At 44.1% G+C, this 26,940-nt stretch carries 20 protein-coding genes; 4 read left to right on the forward strand and 16 right to left on the reverse strand.

Annotated elements, in window-relative coordinates:
- Window positions 1–83: 83 nt before the first annotated feature.
- From E5672_RS08950 to E5672_RS08965, 4 genes are all read right to left on the reverse strand, one after another.
- Complete coding sequence (locus E5672_RS08950) at window positions 84–5,309, reverse strand: hybrid sensor histidine kinase/response regulator (protein ID WP_136781882.1); 5,226 nt, start codon at window positions 5,307–5,309, stop codon at window positions 84–86.
- Window positions 5,272–6,309, reverse strand: a complete 1,038-nt coding sequence (locus E5672_RS08955; protein WP_136781883.1) for a response regulator — start codon at window positions 6,307–6,309, stop codon at window positions 5,272–5,274. Before E5672_RS08955 ends, E5672_RS08950 begins: the two co-directional genes overlap by 38 nt.
- A 344-nt stretch (window positions 6,310–6,653) precedes the next feature.
- Window positions 6,654–7,856 (reverse strand): anhydro-N-acetylmuramic acid kinase, encoded by a 1,203-nt coding sequence (locus E5672_RS08960; protein WP_136781884.1) that lies wholly within the window; start codon window positions 7,854–7,856, stop codon window positions 6,654–6,656.
- Window positions 7,857–7,863: 7 nt separating this feature from the next.
- Entirely contained in the window at window positions 7,864–9,189 is a 1,326-nt protein-coding gene (locus E5672_RS08965) for an OapA family protein (RefSeq protein ID WP_136781885.1), read from the reverse strand.
- A 272-nt stretch (window positions 9,190–9,461) separates the two neighbouring features.
- Here E5672_RS08965 and tyrS point away from each other — a divergent pair, with 272 nt between their 5' ends.
- From tyrS to E5672_RS08985, 4 genes are all read left to right on the forward strand, one after another.
- Window positions 9,462–10,661 (forward strand): tyrosine--tRNA ligase, encoded by a 1,200-nt coding sequence (tyrS, locus tag E5672_RS08970; protein ID WP_136781886.1) that lies wholly within the window; start codon window positions 9,462–9,464, stop codon window positions 10,659–10,661.
- A 381-nt stretch (window positions 10,662–11,042) separates the two neighbouring features.
- On the forward strand, window positions 11,043–11,750 hold the full coding sequence (locus tag E5672_RS08975) for a hypothetical protein (RefSeq protein WP_136781887.1): 708 nt from the start codon (window positions 11,043–11,045) through the stop codon (window positions 11,748–11,750).
- A gap of 65 nt (window positions 11,751–11,815) precedes the next feature.
- Window positions 11,816–12,343: an RNA polymerase sigma factor gene (locus E5672_RS08980; protein WP_136781888.1), complete on the forward strand. Its 528-nt coding sequence runs from the start codon at window positions 11,816–11,818 to the stop codon at window positions 12,341–12,343.
- On the forward strand, window positions 12,340–13,071 hold the full coding sequence (locus tag E5672_RS08985; RefSeq protein WP_240692197.1) for a hypothetical protein: 732 nt from the start codon (window positions 12,340–12,342) through the stop codon (window positions 13,069–13,071). Before E5672_RS08980 ends, E5672_RS08985 begins: the two co-directional genes overlap by 4 nt.
- A gap of 15 nt (window positions 13,072–13,086) precedes the next feature.
- On the opposite strand, the gene E5672_RS08990 is transcribed toward E5672_RS08985, so the two are convergent.
- From E5672_RS08990 to gltB, 12 genes are all read right to left on the reverse strand, one after another.
- Window positions 13,087–13,440, reverse strand: coding sequence for a DUF1428 domain-containing protein (locus E5672_RS08990; protein WP_136781889.1), 354 nt, complete (start codon window positions 13,438–13,440; stop codon window positions 13,087–13,089).
- A 97-nt stretch (window positions 13,441–13,537) separates the two neighbouring features.
- Window positions 13,538–14,896, reverse strand: a complete 1,359-nt coding sequence (locus E5672_RS08995) for an FAD-dependent oxidoreductase (protein ID WP_136781890.1) — start codon at window positions 14,894–14,896, stop codon at window positions 13,538–13,540.
- Between the two features lie 29 nt (window positions 14,897–14,925).
- The gene (locus E5672_RS09000) at window positions 14,926–15,522 is read right to left on the reverse strand and encodes a GNAT family N-acetyltransferase (RefSeq protein ID WP_136781891.1); all 597 of its coding nucleotides are present in this window, start codon (window positions 15,520–15,522) and stop codon (window positions 14,926–14,928) included.
- Window positions 15,519–15,920 carry a DUF2721 domain-containing protein gene (locus E5672_RS09005; RefSeq protein WP_071815818.1) on the reverse strand — a complete coding sequence of 134 codons (402 nt, stop codon included), beginning with the start codon at window positions 15,918–15,920 and terminating at the stop codon, window positions 15,519–15,521. Before E5672_RS09005 ends, E5672_RS09000 begins: the two co-directional genes overlap by 4 nt.
- A gap of 134 nt (window positions 15,921–16,054) precedes the next feature.
- Window positions 16,055–16,459 (reverse strand): rhodanese-like domain-containing protein, encoded by a 405-nt coding sequence (locus tag E5672_RS09010; protein ID WP_136781892.1) that lies wholly within the window; start codon window positions 16,457–16,459, stop codon window positions 16,055–16,057.
- Window positions 16,460–16,518: 59 nt separating this feature from the next.
- Window positions 16,519–17,415: a cobalamin-binding protein gene (locus E5672_RS09015; RefSeq protein WP_136781893.1), complete on the reverse strand. Its 897-nt coding sequence runs from the start codon at window positions 17,413–17,415 to the stop codon at window positions 16,519–16,521.
- A 14-nt stretch (window positions 17,416–17,429) separates the two neighbouring features.
- A complete protein-coding gene (locus tag E5672_RS09020; RefSeq protein WP_136781894.1) occupies window positions 17,430–18,377 on the reverse strand; it encodes a cobalamin biosynthesis protein CobD/CbiB in 948 nt (315 codons plus the stop codon).
- A 1-nt stretch (window position 18,378) separates the two neighbouring features.
- Window positions 18,379–19,080 carry a 5'-methylthioadenosine/adenosylhomocysteine nucleosidase gene (locus E5672_RS09025; protein WP_136781895.1) on the reverse strand — a complete coding sequence of 234 codons (702 nt, stop codon included), beginning with the start codon at window positions 19,078–19,080 and terminating at the stop codon, window positions 18,379–18,381.
- 151 nt (window positions 19,081–19,231) lie between these two features.
- Entirely contained in the window at window positions 19,232–19,819 is a 588-nt protein-coding gene (locus E5672_RS09030; protein WP_136781896.1) for a DUF2726 domain-containing protein, read from the reverse strand.
- Window positions 19,820–20,027: 208 nt separating this feature from the next.
- The gene (locus E5672_RS09035; RefSeq protein ID WP_136781897.1) at window positions 20,028–20,450 is read right to left on the reverse strand and encodes a hypothetical protein; all 423 of its coding nucleotides are present in this window, start codon (window positions 20,448–20,450) and stop codon (window positions 20,028–20,030) included.
- 311 nt (window positions 20,451–20,761) lie between these two features.
- On the reverse strand, window positions 20,762–22,177 hold the full coding sequence (locus E5672_RS09040; RefSeq protein WP_131137574.1) for an FAD-dependent oxidoreductase: 1,416 nt from the start codon (window positions 22,175–22,177) through the stop codon (window positions 20,762–20,764).
- Window positions 22,178–22,190: 13 nt separating this feature from the next.
- On the reverse strand, window positions 22,191–26,657 hold the full coding sequence (gene gltB / locus E5672_RS09045) for a glutamate synthase large subunit (RefSeq protein WP_136781898.1): 4,467 nt from the start codon (window positions 26,655–26,657) through the stop codon (window positions 22,191–22,193).
- Between the last annotated feature and the right edge of the window lie 283 nt (window positions 26,658–26,940).

The raw sequence follows: 26,940 nt of genomic DNA on the forward strand, positions 1-26,940 counted from the left end.
TAGATACTGACTAAACGTTCGTTTGGATTTATTTGATAGGGGCGTTGCAAAGCTGAGATGTAAAAACACTGCTTTGCGAATGCTCAACTAAGTTCGGATTGGAGTGAACACGTGTGAACGAGTGCGGTATCGAAGTCAAAAGATTGGAGCGCTTTTGAGATAGCATCGAGCTGAATTTTTACGTTTTTCATGCTTTCGAAATCTACATTGCCAACCGATGAAATAAGTTCTTCGACCACATAAACTGCCTCGGTGTCATAGTCATTAAGATAAGATTTTAATTCTTCGAGTTTGCTTGTAATAGCACTAGATATAAGAGGATCGTTGTTCTTTTTGTTATTTGGCTCAGGCAAAGGTGATAAGCTTGAAAGGCTCTGCAATACAATATTCAATTCATCCAAGGTTTTAGTGAGTGCTTCATGAACCGCTTTTTTACCCAAGCAGGCCTGCTCAAGTTCGTGAGAGCTTGAATATAGTGCTTTAGCCCCGATGGTACCCGCTAAGCTTTTTAATGTATGGGCTTCTCGTGTCATTAATTCTGCGTCGTTAGCACCCATTGCTGTGTCAAAAGATGAGTGAAAGTCTTTGTATCTTTCATAGAATTTAGAAAGCTGTTTCCTATACAGTTTACTATTGTTGTTGGTAGCTCTTAGCCCGAACGAAATATCTATTCCCTGTAAAGCAGGTATGTTGTTGTCAGACTTTACCTCTTGTTTTTCGATATCTAGTGCCAGCGCCTTTTTATTCTTTATAATACCAAGAATAGTTTTATACATAAGGGGGACATCGATTGGCTTAGCGATGTGAGCGTTCATGCCAGAAGCATAAACTTTTTCAATGTCTCCTTTCATAATATTGGCCGTCATCGCAATAATGGGGAGTGCTTCACTATCATAATGGGCGCGAATTTTTGAGGTTGCAGTGTATCCGTCCATTATGGGCATCTGGCAATCCATAAGCACGCCATCGAAGTTCTGCTCAAGAACAAGTTCGTAGGCTTGCTTACCATTATTCGCAGTAACGACATGAGCACCTGCGCTTTCCAGTAATTCCAACGCCAGTTCTTGGTTCATATCATTGTCTTCAACAAGTAAAAGGTTTAGACCTGTTAGTTGTGCGCTTTCTTGAACTCTTAATTCAGATGGCGTGGAAGGTAACCGTTTAACGCATTTAGTATTAGTTACCCCAGTGATAGTGTTTAATAGCGTGGAAGGAGTAACGGGCTTAGTTAATGCGTCTGCTAAATCAAGTTGCTGTGTAATTTCTTGCACGTCGTCTAAGCTATGTGCGGTTACTAACACTATTTTTGGTTTGTGCGTAATGGTGCCGCTTTCTCTGATCGCATTTATAGTTTCGATACCGTCCATACCCGGCATTTTCCAATCCATCAAAACCAGATCAAACTTAGCGTCTAGGGTTTGCTTTTCAAGCCTTTTAAGTGCATCAATACCGCTCTCAACCAGTTCGTGCTTTATACCGAAGTTTGTTAACTGGTTGCGAAGTACATGTCTTGCTGTCTCACTATCATCAACCACAAGCACGCTGATCCCTTCGATGTTAGTCTCATCATGTGGAAGGGACACGTTATTGCAAGAGGCGTCTAGCTTCACGGTAAAGAAAAAGCTACTGCCTTTTTGGTACTCGCTTTCAACCCATATTTTGCCGCTCATGAGTTCTACTAAATCTTTTGAAATGGCAAGCCCTAAGCCTGTGCCGCCATATTTTCGTGTGATAGAAGAGTCTGCCTGGCTAAATGAGGAAAAGAGTTGCTCTTGCTGGTCAGCCGTCATTCCAATGCCGTTATCAGATACACTAAATAGCAATTTAATTGTGGAATCAGTTTCCTCTTCAACAGAAACTTTAAATATAACTTCGCCTTCATTATCAGTGAACTTTACCGCATTGTTTCCAAGATTTAGCAATATTTGCTGTAGTCTCAATGGATCGCCAACCACTTGAGAGGGTACGAGCGACTCCATATCGATATACAACTCTACGTCTTTCTCCATTGCTCGAATTGCTAGCGCATTGGTAACGTTGTTGAATACATCGTCAAGATTGAAATCAACGTTTTCTAGGCTCAGTTTTCCTGCCTCAATTTTCGAAAAATCTAAAATGTCGTTGATGATACCCAACAAAGACTCAGCGCTTTTATTCACCTTCTCTATGTAATTCCGCTGCTTAGGTGAAAGCTCTGTAAGCAGTGCTAGATAGCTCATACCAATAATTGCATTCATTGGTGTTCTAATCTCATGAGACATATTCGAAAGGAAATCTGATTTGGCTTGTGTAGCACTCTCTGCTTTATCCTTCGCTATCTCTAGTTCTTCAAACGTTAGGCTATTAGATATAGCCACTGACGCAAGGCTAGAAACAATACGTAGAATTTGGAGTTGCGCTTTGCCAAACGCATTAACTTTGTCCGATTGAACAGTTAGCACACCGAGTAAATTGTTACCCGACATGAGAGGTTGGCATATGACAGAATTGGTAAATTCTCCGTTCATATTTTTATTTGCTGGCATTGCTGCGGTAGACCAGTCGCTTTTGTCTAAAGCAACAAATTCTTTGTTTTGAGCAATTGTCCACTCTAAAGCGCAACCTACATTCGAAAGGGGTAATACGTAGTTTTCTTTTCTCGTTTCCTTCACTACAGACAAAATGATCTTTACCGATTGAGTTTGCTTATCGTAGAGACCTATCGCGAACGTTTCGGCATTAAATGCAATCTTTAACTGTCGATAGAGCAAATTAGCAATACTCTTCATTTCGCCTGTTGCCGCAATATCTTTACCTATATCACTCAGTACAAAAATATCGTGTGTTTTCTGTTCTATTTGAGCAGAAAGGTATTTTTCGGTAGCGTGATGGCGCTTCACTCTATTATTGTAAAAAATAAAAGCGAGCAAGATGCACAGCAAAGGCCCAAGCGTTTTGAACCATATTGTTTCGTACCAAGAGGGAAGTATTTCAAAATCCAAAGTCTGCGGCTGGTTATTCCAGATACCGTGATTGTTGCTGCCAATCACTTCAAACCGGTAACTTCCCGGCGACATTTTTGCAAATGAAATGAAATTCTTGTCGGTAATGTCGCCCCATTTTTCACTATAACCAACCAGCCGTGTTCGATATCTGTTATCTTCATTAGCGTAGAAATCTAAAGACGAAAAAGTAAAGGATATCTGTTTATAATCTTGATGAATTGACAGACGTTTTGGAATGGGAAAAATATCTTGCCCATCAATATCCACTCCTGTTATTGCAACAGGCGGAACAATATCATTCACCTCTACTTCAGCCGGGTCGAAACCCGTCAACCCATCAATGCTTCCGAAAAAAATGTAGCCGCTTGGCGTAGTTAGCGCCGAGCGAGGAAGAAAACTATTACTGTGAAGTCCGTCATTAGTGGTGAAATATTGGAAAGAGCCTGTCTCAGGGTTTAAATGATAGATCCCCTTTGATGTGGCAAGCCAGAGCATGCCTTTCTTATCTTCAATGATAGACACCACTGAAAAACCTATTCCGTCTATATTGATTCGATAGGGTGTAAAACTGTTGCTAGACGTAGAGAATTTGGATACACCTCTGTTGGTGGCAAACCAAATTGTGCTTGGGTCTGATTGAAACGCATCATTTATATGATTGCTAAGTAAAGAGGTGTTTGTATTTTCCGTTGTGTAGTGAGATATATTTTTCGTCTGATAAGCAATTTTGAAAAGGCCATCGCCATGTGTTCCTACCCATACGTTGCCTTCGCTATCAATAAATGAGAACTCAATATCAACATCCGATAGAAACGTCTGAACTTGATTAGTGCTTGGCTCCCAGCGAGTGACGTGATTATTTCCTGCGAGATTGAGCCAAAACCAACCGTCTTTATCAATACTTAGCCATTCAATAGTCGCATTATTGTTTTGTGCCCAATCAAGCTCTTGTTGTTCAACGGTCCCATTAGAGTCACTAATTTTATATAACCCAAAATCAGTTGCTAGGTATACAACACCCTCTCTGCTGGTTTGTATACTGTTCACTCTTAACCTATTTAACCTTGATAGGCTCTCTTGGCTCATGTGAGGTACAAACTTTTCGTTACCGTCAAAATGTACGAGGCTGCGCCCTGTACCCAGCCATATACCTCCATTTTCTGCAGGTGACATTGAAATCACTTGTGAAAAGAGTCCCGCTAGAGGTTGGTCGCTCAATATGTCTGTCCAACCTCTGAAAGCATGGGGGCGAAAATATACTTTCTTTACTCCTGAATAGCGGGTGGCGGCCCACATGATATCGGTTTTATCTACATAGACTTGTCTTACATCTCGGTTTTCCATTAACGCCCAGCGCCCATTATCAGCAGGCACAAAGCGCATTTGTGATAGGCTATATTTGTAGACTCCAGCAAAGGTAGCCAGTAATAAAAAGTCTTGGTGTTTTGATATTTGAGTAATACTTGGAATCGTACCCTCGGGAAATGGAATAATTTCGTAACGGCTACTACTAGTGTCGAAATACCCGAAGCTCGTTCGGGTTGCCAACCAAATTCGGTTATTTTTATCGACAAAAACTGAACGGACCTCCAGGTGATCTAATCCGTTTTGATTAGATGCTTCAAGAGTAAACTCGCTGGAATTTAACGCCTTTTTATATAGGCCGTTAGACGTACCTATCCAAATTTCACCTCTACTATCCTCGGCAATACTCCAAACTCTATTTTCTCCCGCCTTATCAATATTTTTGTCTATATCTGAAAAACGAATGAACTGCTGAGTATCGCGATCAAACTTGTTTAAACCAGCGCCGTTGGTACCTACCCATAGGTCACCGTTTCGAGATTCAAAAAGGGATTGGACTTTATTTGCTCCAAGGCTATTGGAGTTATCAGCGTCATGTTTATAGTGAATAAATTGCTGCGTTTCTTTATCAAGTAAATTAAGCCCTCCTCCCCAGGTTCCTACCCATAATCTGTTAGCACTATCCACTAACATAGTGCTAATACTGTTATTAGAAATCGAACCTTCATCTAGAGGGTCATGCCTGAAAGAAACAAACTTATAGCCGTCGAAACGTTTGACACCGTCAGCAGTTCCAAACCACATAAATCCGTTTGCATCTTTTTGTACGCTATATATCTGAGGGCTTAACAAACCATCACTTAGCGAAAGTGTTTCTATCCTTTCTGAAGCTAAAGCGGCTTGGAAAGTAAGTGATAGATAACAAAGAAAACTAATGCTCAGTAAGACCGCATTTATACAAAGGGATCTTTCTCTACAACGGTTAGTCAAAACTTTCGTCTCGAAAACGTTTTTGAACACTTCTTACTTCATCAAGGCATGACAGAAAAAGTGGCACCAGATCAGGATCGAAATGTTTACCTGCTTCGGATTTTATGAGGTCAATGGCCCTTTCTTCGCTCCACGCTTTTTTATAAGGACGTTCACTTGTAAGCGCATCAAAAACGTCAGCTATTGACACTATTCGGGCTGATAGAGGAATGTCTTTACCTGCAAGACCGTTAGGATAGCCTGTACCATCCCATTTTTCATGGTGACAAACTGCAATTTCTCTTGCCATATTTAACAATGGCTCATCGCTATCACCAATTATTTCGCCACCGTAGGCGGCATGATTTTTCATGACTTCCCACTCTTCATTGTCAAGCTTACCTGGCTTCAACAAAATAGCATCAGGAATACCGATTTTTCCAATGTCATGCATGGGCGCGGCGTTGTGTAAAAGGTCAACCCATTCTTCGGACATGCCTAAACGCTCTGCCATAAACTTACAAAAATAGCTCATTCGGATAACGTGCATACCCGTTTCATTATCTTTATATTCAGCTGCTTTACCCAATCTATGGATAACTTCTAATCGGGTTTTATGCAGATCTTGTGTACGCTGGGCTACGAGTCTTTCTAGGTGTCGGGACTGATCATAGAGTGCCAAGTGCGACTTTATTCTGGCAGAAACAATGGGAGGGCTAATAGGTTTAGTAATGTAGTCAACAGCACCAAAATCGAACCCTTTCTGTTCATCAATTACTTCGGATTTAGCGGTTACAAAGATGACTGGTATTGATGCAGTGGACACATCTAATTTTAATTGGCGACATACTTCATACCCATCCATTTTAGGCATCATTACGTCAAGTAATATGATATCAGGCTTGTTATCACTGCGTGCTATTTTAAGCGCCAACTCCCCATTTAGGGCGGCTTTTACCTTGTACTCGTTGCGTAAAACAGCTGACAGTAATTCAATATTTTCCGGTATGTCATCTACGACTAAAACGGTCCGTTTTTCGGTATCAAGCAACGATAACTCTCCTTAGTTAAAGTTTATTACATGTATATACTTTAATGCTGTGTGCCAAAAGAATGGGTTGAGCATTTTTAATTAAGCAGTGATTACTTATTATCCAACATTATGAACGCAGTGGAAAGCGCTTTCTTGGCGGCCGCTTATTATATCTCGCCATAATAAATATAGATGATAATGCTAAGATGTGAGAATGACGTTTTTGTGAATACGCTAAACAGACGCTTTTGGTAATCATATTGTGATATCGGGGAAAAAAGCTCACTAAAAGGCAAATAAAGTGCTCTGATACGTACTTCTGAAAAGTACTAAATAGGTACATGTCTATAATCATGGAGCGATTATATCTGTTTAAAGCGTGCCCCTAAGACTGCTGCTTTAGAAGCTCCCGTGACCGCGGGCACATTTCCCGGAATGTTATTTTCATATGCGTGCGCAAACCAGGCGAAAGCTGCGCCTTCAACGTGCTGTGGATGGATGCCCAGAGCATGGCTGTCTGTTACGACATAATCGCTTAATGCACTGCTTAGATAACGCATTAATACCTTGTTGAATGCACCGCCGCCGCACACTACCACTTCGCTTTTTAAGCCTTCTTTATTCGTTTTGGGTAAATGCTTTACAATTTCCTGAGCGATAGTGCTACCTGTTAGCGAAAGTAAGGTTGCTTGTACGTCTTCAGGCGCTAAATTATTATTCTTTTCTTCACTTTGTAGCTCTGCGCTAGAAGGGAAGTAATCGGCAAGGGCATTGCTCAACCAATTGATGTTGAAATACTCTCTGCCAGTACTTTTGGGGGCTGGCAATGCAAAGTAGTCATCCAATAAAAGCCTTTCTAATAGTCCAGAATGAGATTGCCCAGTCGCGGCCCAGATACCATCCTTATCGAAGCTTTTATTTAAATGAAGGCTTATCCACTGATCCATTAAGGTGTTACCTGGTCCGGTATCAAATCCTTTCGGCGATGAAGTTTCGCGCTTCGGTGCAAGTAATGAAATGTTTGCAATACCGCCAATATTTACGAGTGCGCGATATTTATCGTCGCTGGCAAATACCGCATTGTGAAAAGCGGGCACCAAGGGAGCACCTTGCCCACCTAAGGCTATATCTTTACGCCTAAAGTCGGCGATAACATCAATACCGGTAAGTACTGCGATGGTATTCGGATCGCCTATCTGACAGGTAAATCCGCGTATGGAAGATTTTGCAAAATGTGCTGACAGTACATCAGAGTTCGGATGATGGCGTACGGTTTGGCCGTGCGAACCAATAGCTGTGATATCTGAGGCGCTTAACTCGTTTTGTTCGAGCAGCTCAAGTGTTACCTTCGCGAAGGTTTCAGCTACCAGTCGGTCAGCGATAGCTAAGCTGTTAAGCTCGTCGGGGCCTTCAATACAGAGTGCGTTGAGGGCACTGAGCAGTTCTGAAGAATAGGGAAGAGAATGGGCGGCCAAAGTGGTACAAGAGTTTAGTGAGATGTCGCATAAGACGGCGTCTACGCCGTCCATGCTAGTACCAGACATCAGGCCAATATATTTAGCCATGCAGTCGCTATTTCATTGCAAGCATAATGCGCTTGTTATTATCTAGCTGCTCTTGGCGTATTGCTGCTATTTCCATAAACCTTTCTTTCTCTTCCTTAGCTATGGGCAGGGCCTTTGGTAACTCTACCGTACGAGGGTTTCGGTGAACACCATCCACTAAGAACTCATAGTGAAGATGGGCGCCAGTAACCATACCTGAACTACCTAAATAGCCCACGGTTTGGCCTTGCTTAACCGTATCTCCTACCTTCACAGCACGCTTTTTAAAATGAAGATACTTGGTCGTATATTTCTCGCCATGCTGAATGAATACATGGTGACCGTTGTATTTATCGTATCCAGCTTTAATTACTTTACCGTCACCCGCAGCCATAATTGGCGTACCAACTGCTGCAACATAATCTGTACCGCGGTGCGCTTTCCAACGCTTTTGCACAGGATGAAAGCGAGCTTTTGTAAAGTTAGAACTTACATATCTAAAGTTCACTGGCGCACGCAGGAAGCTCTTACGCATGCTGCGGCCTTCAGGCGTGTAGTAAGTGCCATCTTCGTGAAGAATAGCGCTAAAATGCTCGCCTTGGTTGGTGAATTCCGCTGCAACAATATCGCCGTAACCAACAAATTCACCGTCGATGTATTGCTCTTCGAATACCACGTTGAAGGTATCGCCAGAGCGGATCTCGATGGCGAAATCGATATCCCAGCCGAAAATACCCGCCAAATTCATTATTTGGTTGCTGGTTAAGCCTGCATCGCTGGCTGCGTTCCAAAAGCTTGAATGTATTTCACCTTGCGCGAAGTTGTAGCGAATGTCTACATCGCGCTTTTCTAGTTCAGCGACAAGGCTACTGTTTTCATCAGTTGAATCCGGACGCACGAACAGGGTTTCCGTTGAAGATAATTTATACTTCAACTCACCGAAACTTCCGTCTTTTTTAGCCTTAAAAGATAATTCATCGCCAGGAAGTAGGGTAACTAATGTTTTAGTTAATTCACCCGCCTGGGTAACATTATAAACGTCTCGTGACGTGAAGCCTGCGCGCTTAAATAGTTTTGCAAGGGTATCGCCGCTTCGTACTCGATATGTTTGCCATGTAGATTCTTCTTCATTCGAAAATACATCAGTCGATGGCGTAATATTAAGTTCTACAGGATAGCGAACACCTGCATCTAAAATATGTGCGTCTTGATGACGACTCGCTTCTACTGTTTCACTTGGAAAAAGAATAAGCCCGCCCAGAAATAAGCTAGCTACAGCTAACCCAGTTCTGTGCTGTTTCGGTAATTTTTTATATAAATTGAGCGCTTTTGAAGCGTCTAATTTCTTTCTCATACTACTGCCCACCTGAGAAATGTTATGTGCACATCACTATTTCACATACGTTGCTCAAAAATGCAACTTTTCTCATTATATTGTTAGCGCAAATTGTTATACCCAATAGCTCTTAAACTTGCTTTTAAATTGCGCACTAAAAGCCGTTGGGTTTAACAACATGACTGTTTGTAATCCGTTTTTTGACGCGCAAACCTTTTAATGGTTCCGTTGTACGCGTAAAATGCCCGCCAATATTGAATATACAGTTTTTTTAAGAGTGTGACGTACAAATGAAAGATTGGCAAACAGCGCTAGCTGAGATTAAACGGGGCGTTGATGAAATACTCCCCGAAGAGGATTTAATTGAAAAACTAAAATCCGGCAAAACCCTAACCATCAAAGCGGGTTTTGATCCAACTGCGCCTGATCTGCATCTTGGTCACACTGTGTTGATCAACAAGTTGCGTACATTCCAGCAACTAGGCCACAAAGTTGTTTTTCTTATTGGCGATTTTACTGGCCTAATTGGCGATCCTACAGGTAAAAATGTAACACGCAAGCCTTTAAGTAAAGAACAGGTATTAGATAACGCAAAAACGTATCAAGAACAGGTCTTCAAGATCCTTGATGAAGATAAAACAGAAATACGTTTTAACTCAGAATGGATGGATGGCCTTGGCGCTGCAGGCATGATTAAACTTGCGGCAAGCCAGACCGTTGCCCGCATGCTAGAGCGTGACGACTTCAAAAAGCGTTATAACAACGGCCAGCCAATCGCTATTCATGAGTTCCTGTATCCGTTAGTCCAAGGTTGGGATTCTGTTGCACTAGAGTCAGATGTTGAATTAGGTGGTACAGATCAGCGATTTAACTTGCTAATGGGTCGTGAGCTTCAAAAAGAGCAAGGCCAAAAGCAGCAATCTATAGTGATGGTACCGCTTCTTGAAGGTCTAGATGGCGTTCAGAAGATGTCTAAGTCTTTAAACAACTACATTGGTATTACAGACGCGCCAAACGACATGTTTGGTAAAGTGATGTCTATTTCTGATGATTTGATGTGGCGTTACTACGACCTTCTAAGTTTCCGTCCGCTAGAAGAGATTGCAGAGCTTAAAACTCGCGTTGCTAACGGTGAAAACCCGCGTGATATTAAAATCATGTTGGCGAAAGAAATCATTGCACGCTTTCATGACGATGCAGCGGCAGAAGGCGCGCATCAGGACTTTATTCAACGTTTCCAGAAAAATGCCATTCCGGATGACATGCCCGAGCTTGAAATTGCATTAAGCGATGAAGGTATTGCCATTGGTAACTTGCTGAAAGAAGCTAACCTTGTAGGTTCGACTTCAGATGCTATGCGCATGATTAAGCAAGGCGCAGTTAAAATTAACGGTGATAAAGTGGAAGATACTCGTTTAGTTATCACCGAAAAAGGTGAAAACGTGTATCAGGTGGGCAAACGCAAGTTTGCGCGTATTACGCTAGCCTAATGTTTTTCTAATATTTTTTGAAAGCCCGCTCATTGAAGCGGGCTTTTTTTTGCCTTAAATATCTCGTTCAAGAAAGGGCGATCTTTCTAAAAAAAGGATTTTTTGCTGATATGCAACAGCGTTGTAATTCCCGTTTGGGCGTGAGGGATTTGCTTTTTTGGGTTTAATTGATTGATTTAATTGGATATTTAAATTTCTTCACTTTTTTTAAAAAAAGTTTGTCAGGTTTTTGTCATAGCCATCGTCTATAGGGGAAAAGTTAAACAATAATCCCAACTGTACGATGAGCAGTTTACGCGTAGCAGCCGGGGTGAAATTCCAAAGATACTTAGGTCAACGGACCTCTAAATAAACGCTTACGCAATGCAAAAGGATAATGTGATGACAACTGTAACTACAACCCGTGCAACATACCAACAAGTTAACCAAAGTCTTCCAGCTAAAGAAGCGCTTACATGGCTTAAAGAGGGCTGGCAGCTTTTTGCAAAAGCGCCATTTAAACTATTAGGGCTCTCATTTGCTACGCTACTTACTGCTGGCCTCATGCAGGCTTTGGCAGGTCCTGTAGGTTTAGGGATATCTAAATGGGTAAGCCCGCTTTTAGCCACAGTAATGTGGTTGGCCATTGCTAATTTAGCGGTAAAAGGCAAGGTAAGCTTAACGGGAGGAACCGTACGTTCATGGGCAAACATTGCTCTTTGGAGTTTAACCGGCCCGTTGATCGCATGGATCCAGTTTCAAATTGGCGCTATGTTAATGGGAGCAGAACCAGTAGCGGCATTAGCAAGCGGTAATGTGGTAGACGTACCGGCGTGGAAAGTAAGTCTAATGATGGGCTCGGCAACACCAATAAACCTACTGCTTTTATTTGTACCTATGTTGCTTATCTTAAAGCATCGTTCACTTTCAGCGTCATTTTCAAATAGTATTGCTACTGTAGCGGGAGCTTATAAGCCAATGTTGGTAATAGGTGCCATGATTTTCTTAACAGTTGCACTTGCACCTTATACCTTCGCCCTGTCGGGGTTAGTGTTCGGCCCTGTTGTTTCTTGTGTGTGCTTTATTGCTTACCAACGTTTGTTTCGCTAATCGACAACAAAAAAGTTACCAGCTATTTAATGCGTGGAATTAATAAGAATAAAAATGGAATTGCAGTGAAAGAAACCATTCAAATAGAAAAACTGCTTAGTGAATACGCGCCGCTTATGGCGCGTATTGCCGCAACGTTTGAGGCCAATAAATCACTTCAAGATGAACTGATACAAGAAATGTCACTGGCGGTCTGGCGTGCCTTTGATGGAGCTTCGAAAGGTAGTGATAAGGGCTTTCGCGGTGAGGCGAGTGTGAAAACCTTTGTGGCCAAAATTGCGCATAACAAGGCGGTAGACCACGTAATTAAAGAGCAGCGACGCAAAGAGTTCACACACGACGGAGAATTTGACCCCTCTAATGCAGCGGGCGCCGGTTCATCTCGTGATGCGACCTTGCAAGAGAATGCGATGGATCTTATGACAGGCTTACGTCAGCTAGAAATAAAGTACAGACAGGTACTTTCTATGATGCTAGAGGGGTTCAGTCAGATAGAAATAGCCAATATGTTGGGCATCAACGAGGGCGCTGTCGCCAAGCGAATAGATCGAGCCCGCCAACAGCTTACTCAGGTAATGGAGCAGCAGCCATGAGCGACAACAAAAAAGCCATGAGCGAAAACGAAAAAGTGATTAGCGAAGATAAAGAAGCCATTAGCGAAGATAAAAAAGCCATTAGCGAGGATAAAAAACTCGTTAGCGAATACAGAGAAGGTGTGCGTGACCAAGAATCAGATACTAGCGCCAACAGCCCGCAAATGAGCGAGTTAGATAAGCAATTTTCACAGTGGCAAAGTGCCTATAAGGATGCAACCCCTTCGGTAGATACAGGTTCACTGATTAAAGAAATCAAAAGCGCGAGGTTTAAACTAAAACTAAAAGGTGCCGTTGATTTGCTACTCGGGCTTGCGGTTTCAGTGTGGTGTTTGACTTTGGTATTGTTTGAGCCGCTCTCCACGTACCAACTTTTGCTATTCACTGCACTGGCGCCTATCCCCGCCGCTTTTGGGGTATGGGGATATCGGGTAAGACAAAAACAGTGGAAAGCTCAAACGTTAGATGTGCATTCGATGCTGTCATTTAAACAAACCCAGCTACAGCAGCAGTTACATTACTGGAAAATTAGTCTTTATGGGTGTGCAGTACTTTGGTGTGGGTTATTTGTATTAGCCATTTTCAACGTAGTCATGTTCAACGCCTATACTCTGTGGGGCACGCAGCTGGTGATAAACAGCGTGGTCGTCTATATCGTATACCGCAGGTACAAAAAGCTAAACGCCGATTTGCCGTCGGCGCTAAAGAAAATAGAAGATATGAAATAGCTGAAACTGATAGTGTTATAATTCCAGCATTGGTACGAAGCCCCCGTAAATAAGGCGTTTACCGTCGAAAGGCATGGGGTTTTCGTTATCCTGCATACGTGGATCTTCCATTACTTTTTTCCACGCAGTATCGCGTACTTCTTTTGATGGCCAGAACGCGATAGAAAACACCACGGTTTCATTTTCTTTGGCTTTTACCGCTAAAGGAAACGACGTTACTTCTCCGTCGGGGACATCGTCACCCCAGGCTTCGAGTATTTTAGTCGCGCCATATTCTTTAAAGATATCGCCAGCAAGCTTGGCGTGTTCAATGTATAACGCTTTATTTTCAGTGGGAACGGCTACAGCAAAGGCATCGATGTATGACATGAGGTAACTCCGTCAAAGAGGTGAAACCTAAGATAGCCTAAATTATATACAGAATGCAATGCTTAACATGGTCTGCAACAAGAAAATATCAACTTGGTTATCGCTCTGCAATTTTCGCCCATTGGTATAAGCTATGCAGCGCAAGCCTTCTCGCTTTTGCAAAAGGGTAGGTTTTAAGCGGCGAGCGATAGAGGGGAAGGGATAAATCAATATCACTAGTCCCCATCATACGTTGAGCCAGTCGTTGCCCGGCGAAGGCAGCAAAGGAAACACCTGAGCCGCAGTATCCCATGGCATAGCCTATATTTCCTCTAAAGCGGCTTGCATTGTTGCCGCTAGGCTGATCGTCGACGAAAATTCGCGGCATACTGTCTAGCGAAACGCTAACCCAACCACTCCAAAAATAATCCATAGTAATACCGCTAAGCGAAGGAAAGCTATTTAGCATTGCGCGATATAGGCGCTGTTTCTCAGAAGCTCTATTGGCATCTTTCCCTTGTACGGCACCACGGCCACCAAACAATAACCGGCCATCTGGCAGTACACGGTAGTAGTATTTCATCATGCGTGTATCCATAAAGCTCATCGGCGTTGTTAAACCTGATCGCTCGCGCTGTTCATGGCTCATAGGAGCAGTGACAAAAATGCTCGATTGTACCGGAAACTGTTTATGGTCCACGCTGTCGTGAAAGCGTTTAGGTGTATAAGCGTTAGTGGCAATAAGTATATGTTTGGCCGATACAGAACCGCTTGGAGTGGTAACTAGATATCCTTTGTTGCTTTTTTCGATTCGAATAGCCGGCGAGTCGAAGAAAAGCGTGGCGCCAAGTTCCTTTGCTACCCTTGCATATTCGCTTACTAATTTTAGTGGGTGTAAACACGCGCCTTTTAACTCCACACCACCGTGAGTGCCCTCAATATTTAAGCGCGCAGTTAATTCTGTTTTACTAAGCAAAGTGCTAGGTACATTGAAATGAGTAGCAAGGTGCTTCGCACTGGCGCAAAGCTGCTTGGCTTGTTTAAGGTTATGAGCCAGCTTTAAATAGGGGCCTTCCACTACATCAACCTGCATATTAAAGTCAGCAATACGTTGTTTAAGAAGGTGTACTGCTCCATCAAACTCGCCTTGCATAGCCTTTGCAATACCACGCCCCCATTTGTCTTCTATGGCACTTAAGCTCAGTCGACCACTACCTGAGAGGATAAAACCACCATTACGGCCTGCACAGCCAAACCCGAGTGAATTTGCATCAAGTAACGTAACGTCTTGCTTAGCTTGAGCAAGCGTGATTGCAGCGGATAGGCCCGTATAGCCACCACCTATAACGAGGTATTCGGAATTAACCTTTTTGTTCAACGGCGGTAGTGTAGGCACTTTGTGTGTAGCGTGCCAGTAACTGTCGGGCGCAGGCAACATTGATGAAACGCCGCGGGAAATAAGGGGGTCGTAGATCATAGACTAAAACGTTGTGCAGTAAAGTATGCTTAAAATTGAAGTAGCATTTCTGCTCCTTCACATTCGCAAAAACCGTGGCAAACAGGGCAGTCGTAGCCTTCGTGAATAGAAGCGTAGCGCCACTTATTAGGGTGCTTTTTGATAAGCTGCCCGCCATTTTTTGTGAAATACTTAAATGCGCTGTTACCAGGGCTTGCCAACCAAATATGTGCTAAACCTGCTTCTGCACCTTGAGCTTGCGCACACTTTATAGACTTGCGTAATAGCGCACTGCCAATTCCACAACCCTGCATGGCGGGGTCTACAGTGTTGCATTTGAAATAACATACGGTATTTGACTCTACGGGCCAAAGAGTAGGCGTACACCACTCATCGGTTTGCCACTGCGTATGTGCAAAGGTAAGCCTGAAACCCACCACTTTATTTTTGTATAGTGCTACCCAGCTAGCATTAGTATTTCCAACAAAACTTTTGGTGTAGTAATCGGCGAGCAACGCATCGGTCAGGTAGTTGTCTCCGTGCACTAGGTTACCAAGAGAAATAACGCCAGCAAAAAACTCAGGCGCTAACGGCTCGTAGTAAATGTCACTCTGAATTATGTGGCTCAGATGGTTAGAGGGTTTCATACTTTTTCTTTTTGTGGAGCGTTTTTCATTCCGTCAAGGTGTACATCTAATGCTTCCACAGAAATCAAAATTTCTCTTACCGACATCCATAGTGAATATAGTAGCGACACTAAGCTTGCAGCGAATACCCAGTTGCCTACTTGTTGATAGGTAAGGTAAATCGCCAGCATAGATACCACGCACAGAAAAAAGCTGCCCACACCCGCTATTTGCATGCGCTTAATAAGCTGAATACGCAATCGAAGATTTTTTATTTGTGCTTGCGTATTGTCGTCCTTTTCTTCTTTCGAAAAGTTTCTGATGATAGTTGCAAGAGTTAAAAAGCGATTGGTATAGGCTAAAAGCAATAAAGAAATTGCCGGAAACAACATGGCAGGGGTAGCGATATCTATTTTCATAGGAGGTTCATGCAATTGTCGAATACAAAGAGTGTATCACAGGGGATCATTTACACACAGTAATCAGCCAAGGGGCAACAACACAGTAAAACTTGTTCAGCGGAAGGTACAAAAAAACTAGCTGAAGATCACAGCTACATTCTGTCAACTGTCATGCCGGCGGCGCTCCAACCTAACATATCACCTTCTAAGTGCATGACTTCAGAAAAGTCGAGCTCTTCCAATACTTTCATAGCCAATTTTGCTCGCCTGCCAGAGCGGCAATAAATTATAATAGGCTTGTTTTTGTGATCTTCTAAATCGCTAAGGTAATCATTGATGTTTTCATGGGGCATATTGACTGCACCGGGAATATGACCATCGGCGAACTCTTCGGGGGAGCGGACGTCAATAAGCAGCCAATCGTTATTCGCGACTCGTTCAATAAGATAAGGGGAAGCTGCGACCGAGGCTTGCGCAGTCGCTTTTGCCGTGCACTGAAGCGACACAAATAATGCAATACTGACAACAACTAGAAAACCCGCAACAACAATCCGCATGAAATGGTGCTCTTACCTTCTTATCGATATTTTAAACTTAAGTATAACGCTTATGCGTTTTATTTAATACCTTCACATAGCGATTTTAGTTCATTTATTAATCGCAGCGAAAAACGGCTTGTTACGTCGGGATTGACAACAACGAGAGGCGCATCAAGGAAATTCCGATGTTCACGCCAGAATATGTCTAGTTCTTGGTGCGAGCTTTTAGATGCCGCAATAAGTGCATGCGGTTGTCGGATAAGTACTTCTTTAATTGAGACTTGAGGATAGTCTACGGGACTATCTGAAAATAGAGTCTGTGCACCACAAATATTTAAAAGCTTGTTGCCCCATGCATTAGGGCCGATTGTCATTAGTGGAGCTGTCCATGAATAGTAAAAAACCGGTTTCAATGGGCGACTATCATATTCGCGTTTAAGCGCGTTTAAGTCGTCGAGAAAGTCATTGGTGAGCTGGGTGGCTTGTTTTTGCGTGTTGGTAAGAGCACCAAGCCTTTTTATTTCACTCGCAATATCTGAAATCTTTTCAACTTTACTCTTAAATACGCGAAGCCCCATTGAAGCAAGTTTATGGATATCTTGCGGTTTGTTGCCACCTTCCCAAGCCAAGATTAGATCCGGTTCTAATGCCACTATTGCAGCAATATCAGCCCCTTGGAAATCAGCGACGCGCTCAATACTTTTCGCTGCTTCAGGGTAATCGCTATAGTCGCTGACGCCTACAAGGTTGGAACCTAAACCTAAACTAAATACCCACTCGGTTAAATGAGGAGCAAGGCTGACTATTTTTAGTTCGCTAGGGGGCGCTTCTGAGCGTGATGGCGGGATAGACGCTATGTCGGCGGAGTCAACTAGATCTGCGTTTGTCTGCTGCAGTGTGTCGGTATCTGACGCTGAATCAGCGAGCGTAAGAAGAGGCAAATAGCAAAAAAATACAATGATTAAGGTTTTCATTAGGCCAACTTCCTTCATAGTGTCGTTGCCATTGTAAGCAATACTAACGAGGCAAAAGCACTAACCGCTATCATGGCGTGAGTGACAGTACTTTGGGCCAATAGCATATGAGAATACTTAACCTCATTACCTCCACCCACTCGGGGGTAACGAAATTTTTTATTTGCGTAAATTGCTGGGCCACCTAATTTCACATTAAGTACACCACCTAGAAGTGCCAGCAACAACGACGTTTTATCTTTCAATGGCGAACGCTTTATAGCGCGAACTCCTTTTAAAGGACGGCTTATTAGCAGCGTTATCAATCCTCCGATGGCGGCTGGTGGAAGGGTGAGTAAATAAACAAGTTTGCGTACAGGTTTGGCAAAAAGTGCCATTTCTGGCGTGCGGTGGTGCCACTGCCAAGAGGTAAGCAATAGTAGTCGATAAATGAGTGCGCCAATTGGTCCCGCTACCACAAAGTAAAAAATCACGCCGCAATAAAGGTAAAGAAACTTGAGCCATAGCGATTCTATCGCGGCTTTGGCAACCCCAATATCGGTAAGTGAATTACATTGACGAGCAGTAATGGTTTGGACCATTTCTCGCGCGAGGGATTTTTTGTTTCTGCCCACGCTTGCCAATACTTTTTTATACTGCTGACGCTGGTAGCCAAAATCGAGTAATGCAACAAGAATAACTGCTTCAAAGAAAACGGGGTACTGCGCCATATAAACCAAAATAGCTAAGCAAATTATAAGTGGTGCAAGAAGTACCAGCGCAGCTAAGGTGCCTGAAATGTAGTGCTGAGACGGACCGTAGTTGGAGGAGGGCACGACTTTACGCCCCATTTGTAAAACAAGGTAGCGCATCAGCGTTAAGGGGTGAGTACTTTGGGGCCAGCGCCATAGTGAATCTACGGCAATAGCCAACCAAAGTACGAATAGCGGCTGGTATTGCCAGTCGCTAATTACGTCTGCCATCCTACTTTGCTAAGGCTTTAATCATTGCCATAACAAGTTGTGCAGAATGTTTAGCGGCAGTGTCTAAATACTCTTTAAAGCTTACCGATGATGTTTTGCCAGCAATATCGGATAACGAACGAATGACAAGAAATGGCGTGTCGAGCATATGGCAGGTTTGACCAATAGCTGCGCCTTCCATCTCGACGGCTTTCATGTCTGGGAAGTTTTCACGCAACTCTGCTACCGCTTCATCGCTACCTATAAATGCATCGCCCGTACAGATTAAACCTGTGGTCGACTGAAGCGACGTTATACCTGCCGCAGCGGTACGGGCCGTTTCCATTAATGTTGTATCGCAACGGAAATCTTCAGGCATTCCTGCACATTGACCCAGCTTATAACCAAAGTGGGTCAAATCAGCATCATGGTGGATAACGTGACTGGCAATCACTAAGTCACCAATGTTTAGGTTTTTGTCGAAACCACCAGCAGAGCCCGTGTTAACCACAGCATCTGGTGAATATTGTTCAATGAGTACAGTAGTGGCGATAGCGGCTGCAACTTTGCCAATACCGCATTTGACTAACACCACTTCTATGTCGTCAAGGGTGCCTTCATAAAATGTAAGATGCTTCCACTGGGTTTCTTTAACATTCCAAAGTGACGCTTTAAGTAGCGCAACTTCTTCATCCATTGCACCTAAAATACCAATTTTTTTCATAACTATACCGAGGGTGTTAAGGGAGTTTAACGAATGGATTAATTGTATAAGGAAAACCAAAAAACTGACAGAAAAATGCCTTTGTTGCCACTATTTGAGAGTAAGAAAACAGTAAAGCAGCAAAGGCCAGGGGAAGTGTGAAACTATCTTATCAGGCGGCCGCTGGTCTGCTCGAACGCACTGGGCGCGTTGGGCGTTTAGGCGGCTCAGGGTTGTGTACGGGTAACTGTGCCATCTTATTTTGTAAGCGTCGGTACGGAATAAGTTTGTTTTCTAAGCATTCGCGAATGTCATCGACGGTGTAGCCAGATTTTACCTTAATTCGTGCGTGAGGAAGGCCTGCTGCATCTAGCGCACCGGTTACAAACCAATCCTTTTGTGCTTTGTAACCTTCTTTACCTTGGCTATGGACTAAGTCGATAGCCATTACCGGGCTCATATCTTGTTTGTCGACCAACACAAAGTCGAGTTGTCTGCTTGATGCTCTGCTAAGCGCTTGGCTTGCCGTCTTCTTGTTGGCAGATTGACGTACCGATACCAGGTCGTTAAGACGCACGCGGCATACAATCCTGAACTCTCGCCCCATAGCCTGTTCTATAAGGTTTAAAAAAGTGTGCTCTACTGGCGTAAACAACTGTGGTTTTCGCCTGAAAGGAAAAGCGACTCCACCGTCTGACAATTTTATGGCACCTAGTGCAACGACAATAAGTAACATCATTAGAATAATTGCCAATTCCATCGTAACCCTCGCAAATATCAAGAATAAAAGCCAATGACAGTAGAGTTTGAAGGCGGTGCCAGCTTATGTCTGGCAAACTAGCCTGTTTACTCTCGTTTCTCTGGTGTCAGAAAAATGACGCCAGAGGTTGTCATCGTGTTGTTTACGATGAATTTGCAAGCCAGATGCCAACATGAGGATGTTTCACTCTGACCTTTGAAAGTAGGGCTTAATTAGCGTTCGAGGTAACCAGAATATCGATTTGAGAACCTGTCTTATCAGGGCTTACAATAACCCTGACGGTTTTGTCTTGAGAGGACAGTAGTGTACGGCCGTTGACTGGTGAGTGAGTTTTTAATCCAGGGTGCGCCACTTGATAAAGATTGACCATAGCGTCGGGAGAGGCAGGTGAATGATACACCATGACAGACGTCAATGGTTCGTCAAAGGCCTGGCATTGACGAGCATCTTGTGCAATTTTCACCTGCTGAAACTCTGAAGGGCAAGACACTATGCTGGGTTTATCGGAAAGACCTTCTTTTGAGGTTGCCTCTACCGAAAGGCTATTAGCATAGGTAGCATGAGATAAGCCACTGATGCCTGAAAATAAGGTCAGATACATAGCGAGTCTTTTAACATCCCAGTTCTTCATATATAGGCTCTTGATCAATTTAGTTTTTATTTGAGTTTAAAATACTAGAGCTGTTGCTCTTGTACATCAACTAAACCTTGGTCTATTAACGTATATTTTCAACGTTTCTAGTATGCTGCTTACGTTTTTTAGTATCTGCATTCATTGGGAATGAAGGTGGTCAACAGTTGACTCAGAATATAAAGGCCGCTGTGAAAGCTACCAATTCGCAACTCCATTATATTGGCTAATGTAAATCGTATCTCTTTATTTAAAAAAAAGCTCGATAGCAAAACTATCGAGCTTTTTATAAAGCGACTTGAGAGCGACGGTTAAACGCCTATGTAATCCATAATACCTTCGGCAGCTTTGCGACCTTCGTCGATAGCAGTAACAACCAGGTCACTACCACGCACCATATCACCACCGGCAAATACTTGCGGGTGAGAGGTCTGGAATGCAAATTTGCCAGCCGACGGCGCACGCACACGGCCTTTTTCATCAAGCATAATGCCGAAGTCAGCAAACCATGGCGCAGGGCTTGGCTGGAAACCAAAGGCGATAATTACCGCGTCAGCTTCTAGTACGTGCTCTGAACCTTCTACTTCAACAGGGCGGCGGCGTCCATTGGCGTCAGGCGGCCCCATTTCGGTTTTAACCAGCTTAACGCCACACGCTTTACCATTTTCGTCTACTGCGATGTCTAGCGGCTGAAGATTAAATTTAAACTCAACCCCTTCTTCTTTTGCGTTAACAACTTCGCGGCGAGAGCCCGGCATGCTTTCTTCATCACGGCGATATGCACAGGTAACTTGTGCAGCGCCTTGGCGGATTGACGTGCGAACACAGTCCATCGTGGTATCACCACCACCTAGTACTACTACGCGCTTGCCTTTCATATCAACAAAGTCAGCGGGGTCCTTTTCAAGGCCCATTACGCGGTTGGTGTTGGCGATAAGGAAAGGAAGTGCATCATATACGCCTTCAACGTGTTCGTTATCGAAACCACCTTGCATCGACTTGTACGTACCCATGCCCAGAAATACTGCATCGTATTTATCAAGCAAATCCTGGAACTGGATGTCTTTACCAATTTCAGTGTTAAGTACGAACTCAACACCCATCTCGGTAAAGATTTGGCGACGTAGCTTAATTACATCTTTCTCTAATTTGAAAGACGGAATACCAAATGTAAGTAGACCACCAATTTCTTCGTATTTGTCGTAAACAACAGGTTTAACACCGTTACGAACCAGAATATCAGCACATGCAAGACCCGCAGGGCCGGCACCTACAATCGCCACTTTCTTATCGGTCCATACCACGTCAGACATATCTGGGCGCCAGCCCATTTTGAATGCCGTATCGGTAATGTATTTTTCAATACTACCAATGGTAACAGCGCCAAAATCATCATTCAGCGTACATGCACCTTCGCACAGTCTGTCCTGTGGACATACGCGGCCACATACTTCAGGCAAGCTGTTGGTTTTGTGAGAAAGTTCCGCAGCTTCTAGGATGCGGCCTTCATTTGCCAAGCTTAACCACTGAGGGATATAGTTGTGCACGGGGCACTTCCATTCACAGTATGGGTTACCGCAGTCCAAGCAGCGATCTGCTTGGCCTTCGGTTTGAGATTGGCTTAGCGGCTGGTAAATTTCCGCGAATTCATGTTTACGTACCATGATCGGCTTTTTAGGCGGATCAATACGTTCAACATCGACAAATTGATATACGTTCTTTGCCATAAACTAAATCCTCCTACTGAGCCTGAATGCGTAATTCAGCACTTGAACGACTGATGTGACCAAGCAAGTTTTTCACATCACTGGTTTTCGGCTTAATAAGCTTGAAGCGTTTCAGCGTTGCGGCGAAATCAGTAAGCAGAGACAAGGAGTGCTCGCTTCCTGTTTCTTCGTAATGCTGATTGATTAAGCCACGTAAGTGTTCAGCAAGAATTGCTTTATCTTCAATTGGCATTACATCGACCAGTTCGGCATTCACGCGGTTATCAAGGTCGTCGCCATCATCCATAAGATAAGCAAAACCACCTGTCATACCGGCACCGAAGTTAACACCAACCGGACCAAGTACAGCTACGATACCGCCTGTCATATATTCACAGCCGTTATCGCCAATGCCTTCAACTACCGCAATAGCACCAGAGTTACGTACGCCAAAGCGCTCGCCAGCACGGCCAGCAGCAAACAGCTTACCGCCTGTTGCACCGTAAAGGCAGGTGTTACCCATAATGGCACTGTCGTGGGCGTCATACGAGATATCGCGCGGCGGGTGGATAACAAGCTTACCGCCAGTCATCCCTTTACCCACGTAATCGTTGGCATCGCCTTCAAGATGCATATGTAGGCCGCCAGCGTTCCACACACCGAAGCTCTGACCCGCTGTACCGGTAAGTTCAACCTTGATAGGTGTATCTTCAAAGTCGTGGTTACCGTGGTGTTTAGCGATTTCACCTGATAGCAATGCGCCGACAGAGCGATCCGTATTGCGGATTGGGTATTTAAGGGTAATAGATTTACCGTCAACAACCGCTTGCTGGCCGTCTTTAAGCATCTGCGCGTTCAATTCACCTTTATCGACAGGCGCGTTAGTCGTTTGTGAGCAGAATAAGCGCGTATGGTCGCCTGCTTTAGGCTGCGCTAGCAACGGAGACAAATCTAAACGGTTTTGCTTAGCGGTAATGCCATCTAGAACTTTAAGTAGCTCTGTTCGACCAACAAGGTCGTCGAACTTAGCAATACCCATAGACGCCATGATCTCACGCACTTCTTGAGCAATAAACTTGAAGTAGTTCATTACCATATCAGGTAAGCCAATGAAGTGGTCGTCACGCAGTTTTTGATCCTGCGTTGCAACACCAGTCGCACAGTTGTTCAAGTGGCAAATACGTAGATATTTACAGCCTAAAGCTACCATTGGACCTGTACCAAAACCAAAGCTCTCAGCGCCTAAAATACCGGCTTTTACTACGTCTAAGCCTGTTTTCAAACCACCATCGGTTTGAACGCGTACTTTGTGACGTAAGCCGTTTTCAATAAGCGCTTGCTGAGTTTCAGATAAACCAAGCTCAAATGGGCTACCCGCATACTTAACTGATGTTAGCGGGCTTGCACCTGTACCGCCGTCGTAACCTGAAACGGTGATAAGGTCGGCATAGGCTTTCGCTACACCCGTTGCAATGGTGCCAACACCCGGCTCAGATACTAGCTTAACGGATATAAGTGCCGTTGGATTAACCTGTTTCAAATCGAAAATTAGCTGTGCTAAATCTTCAATTGAGTAAATATCGTGGTGCGGAGGCGGTGAAATAAGGGTTACACCCGGCACAGAGAAACGTAGCTGTGCGATGTACTTATTTACCTTATCGCCTGGAAGCTGACCACCTTCACCCGGTTTTGCACCCTGCGCCACTTTAATTTGAATAACGTTAGCGTTAACCAAATAGTGAGGCGTTACGCCAAAGCGACCTGAAGCCACCTGTTTAATTTTGGAGTTCTTTTCAGTTCCAAAGCGAGAAGGGTGTTCGCCACCTTCCCCTGAGTTAGACTGTCCGCCCAGGCGGTTCATGGCTATCGCCAGTGCTTCGTGCGCTTCCGGGCTTAGTGCACCAATTGACATCGCTGCTGTATCGAAGCGTGGGAATAAGTTTTCCGGTGCTTCAACTTCGCTAATATCAATAGGGTCGCAATTAGGGTTAATAGCTAGCAAGTCGCGAATGTGCGCAGGCGCACGCTCGTTAACAAGCTTCGCATATTGCTGGTAGTCGTCGTAGTTACCCGACACCACAGCCTTTTGAAGCGTACTGACTACGTCTGGGTTATAAGCGTGATATTCGCCGCCGTGAACGTATTTAAGCAAGCCGCCGTGATCGACAGACTTACGCTTAAGCCATGCAATACGGTTTAGGTTGATAAGGTCTTGATGGAAATCATCGAAACCCGCACCTTGAATGCGTGAAGTTACACCTTTGAAGCATAGCTTCATCACTTCATTGTTAATACCCACTGCTTCAAACAGTTTAGAGCTACGGTAACTAGCAACGGTGCTAATACCCATTTTCGACATGATCTTATACAAGCCCTTGTTGATACCCTTACGGTAGTTCAACGTGGCCTGCATAGGAGAAATATCTAGCTCACCTTTTTCACAAAGCTGCTCAATAGTTTCATATGCAAGGAATGGGTAAACCGCAGTGGCACCTAAGCCAATCAACACCGCAAAATGGTGTGGATCGCGGGCACTTGCTGTTTCAACAACAACGTTAGCATCGCAGCGCAATGACTTTTCAACTAGGCGACGCTGTACCGCACCAACTGCCATAGCTGCAGGGATAACCAAACGATTTTGCTTAATGTTTCTGTCAGACAGAATAACGAACGCAGCACGCTTGTTTTTAACCAGCATTTCTACTTCGTTACACACGCGCTCGATGGCTTTCTTTAAACCTTCTTGCGGCGCATATTGAAGCTCGACGACTTCTGAATAGTAGTTGTCTGGGTTAAATTCGCGCAATTGTTTAAGGTCGGTATACATTAGTACTGGCGAGTCGAACAATACGCGGTCGGCGTAACCTGAGGTTTCGCTAAATACGTTTTGCTCGCGGCCAATACAGGTTGCCAACGACATAACGTGGTTTTCACGTAGCGGATCGATTGGCGGGTTAGTTACCTGTGCAAATTGCTGACGGAAATAGTCGTAAACCGTACGCTGACGAGATGACATAACCGCCATTGGCGTGTCATCACCCATAGAGCCAACGGCTTCTTGACCGTCTTTCGCAAGTACTTTTACAACTTGTTGAATTTCTTCATAGCTGTAGGCGTGTAGCTTGTGGTACACCGCCATGGCATCGTCGTCAAACACACGTTTACCAATTAATGACGCATCAAGCTTTTCAATTGGTGTAAGTCGACGAATATGCTTGTCTAGCCACTCTTTATAAGGGTGACGTGCTTTTAAGTCTTCATCAATTTCAGTAGAGCGCCAGATTTTGCCTGTATAGGTGTCTACAGCAAGCATTTCACCTGGGCCTACACGGCCTTTTTCAATTACGTCGGCTTGCTCGTAATCCCAGATACCTACTTCTGAGGCTAGGGTGATGAAACCGTTCTTAGTGATAACGTAACGTGCAGGACGTAGACCATTTCTATCAAGGTTACAGGCTACGTGGCGACCGTTAGTTAAAACGATACCCGCTGGGCCGTCCCATGGTTCCATGTGCATTGAGTTAAACTCGTAAAATGCACGAAGGTCATCGTCCATGGTTTTGTTGTTTTGATAGGCTGGTGGAACAAGCAAGCGCATAGCACGGAATAAATCCATTCCGCCGGCTAAGAATAGCTCCAGCATGTTATCCAGCGATGATGAGTCTGAACCTTCAGTATTAACAAAAGGTGCTGCATCTTTAAGGTCTGGAATAAGTGGCGTTGCAAATTTAGCTGCACGTGCCATGGCCCAGTCGCGGTTTCCTTTAATGGTGTTAATTTCACCATTGTGTGCAAGGAAACGGAAAGGCTGAGCAAGAGGCCAGCGCGGTAATGTGTTTGTTGAGAAGCGTTGGTGGAAAACGCAAATTGCGCTTTGCATACGCTCATCGGCAAGATCGTGGTAGAAGACAGGTAAGTCTTTTGGCATTACCAAGCCTTTGTAGATCGTTACCAAGCCTGACAAACAAGCTACGTAAAAATCGGGATCTTTCTCAAGACGTTTTTCAGCGCGGCGGCGGATCATATACAAACGACGTTCAAGGTCGCGTTTTCTCCAGCCTGCTGGTGCGTTCACAAATACCTGTTCGATTTGTGGAACACCTGTTAGCGCTAGTTCACCCAGTACTGAGCGGTCGACAGGCACTTCGCGCCAACCCACTACTGAAAGTGTTTCTTTTTCGAGTTCTTCATTAAGTACTTCGCGCGCGGCTTGCGCAAGTACTGGGTCCTGACTTAAGAAAATCATGCCCACGCCGTACTTTTTGCTGAGTTTCCAGCCATTTTCTTCGGCGATTGCATGGAAGAACGCATCCGGTTTCTGTAGTAGTAAACCACAACCGTCACCGGTTTTCCCGTCGGCGGCGATACCGCCACGATGCTGCATACGGTCTAAACCGTGAATAGCAGTCGTTACCAATTCGTGACTGGCTTCCCCATGAGTGTGAGCAATTAAGCCAAACCCACAGTTGTCCCGGGAATCATTGGGATTATATAAACTCATCTCTTAACTCCTTCAACCTTTTGACTGGGCAAGGTATGCGTTGCGTGTAGATGCGCCTAGGTTTGCGTATCACAACATTATTAGACGTCTTTTAAGCCTGCGAGCGGTATTGCTTGCGGCGTGCGCCTTTCTTGTCGTTATTTATTATTAGAGGATTCCAGTCGTTTCCGCATTTTTATGCATTATTGCGATGCGGGCCGTACAAAATACCCACATTAAAAACTAAAATCAAACGCTAAAAGTATAAGCTTTATAGTGAATTCGTATAAATATAATTAAGTCC

It is taken from the genome of Alteromonas portus, assembly GCF_005117025.1.
Classification (GTDB): Bacteria; Pseudomonadota; Gammaproteobacteria; order Enterobacterales; family Alteromonadaceae; genus Alteromonas; species Alteromonas portus.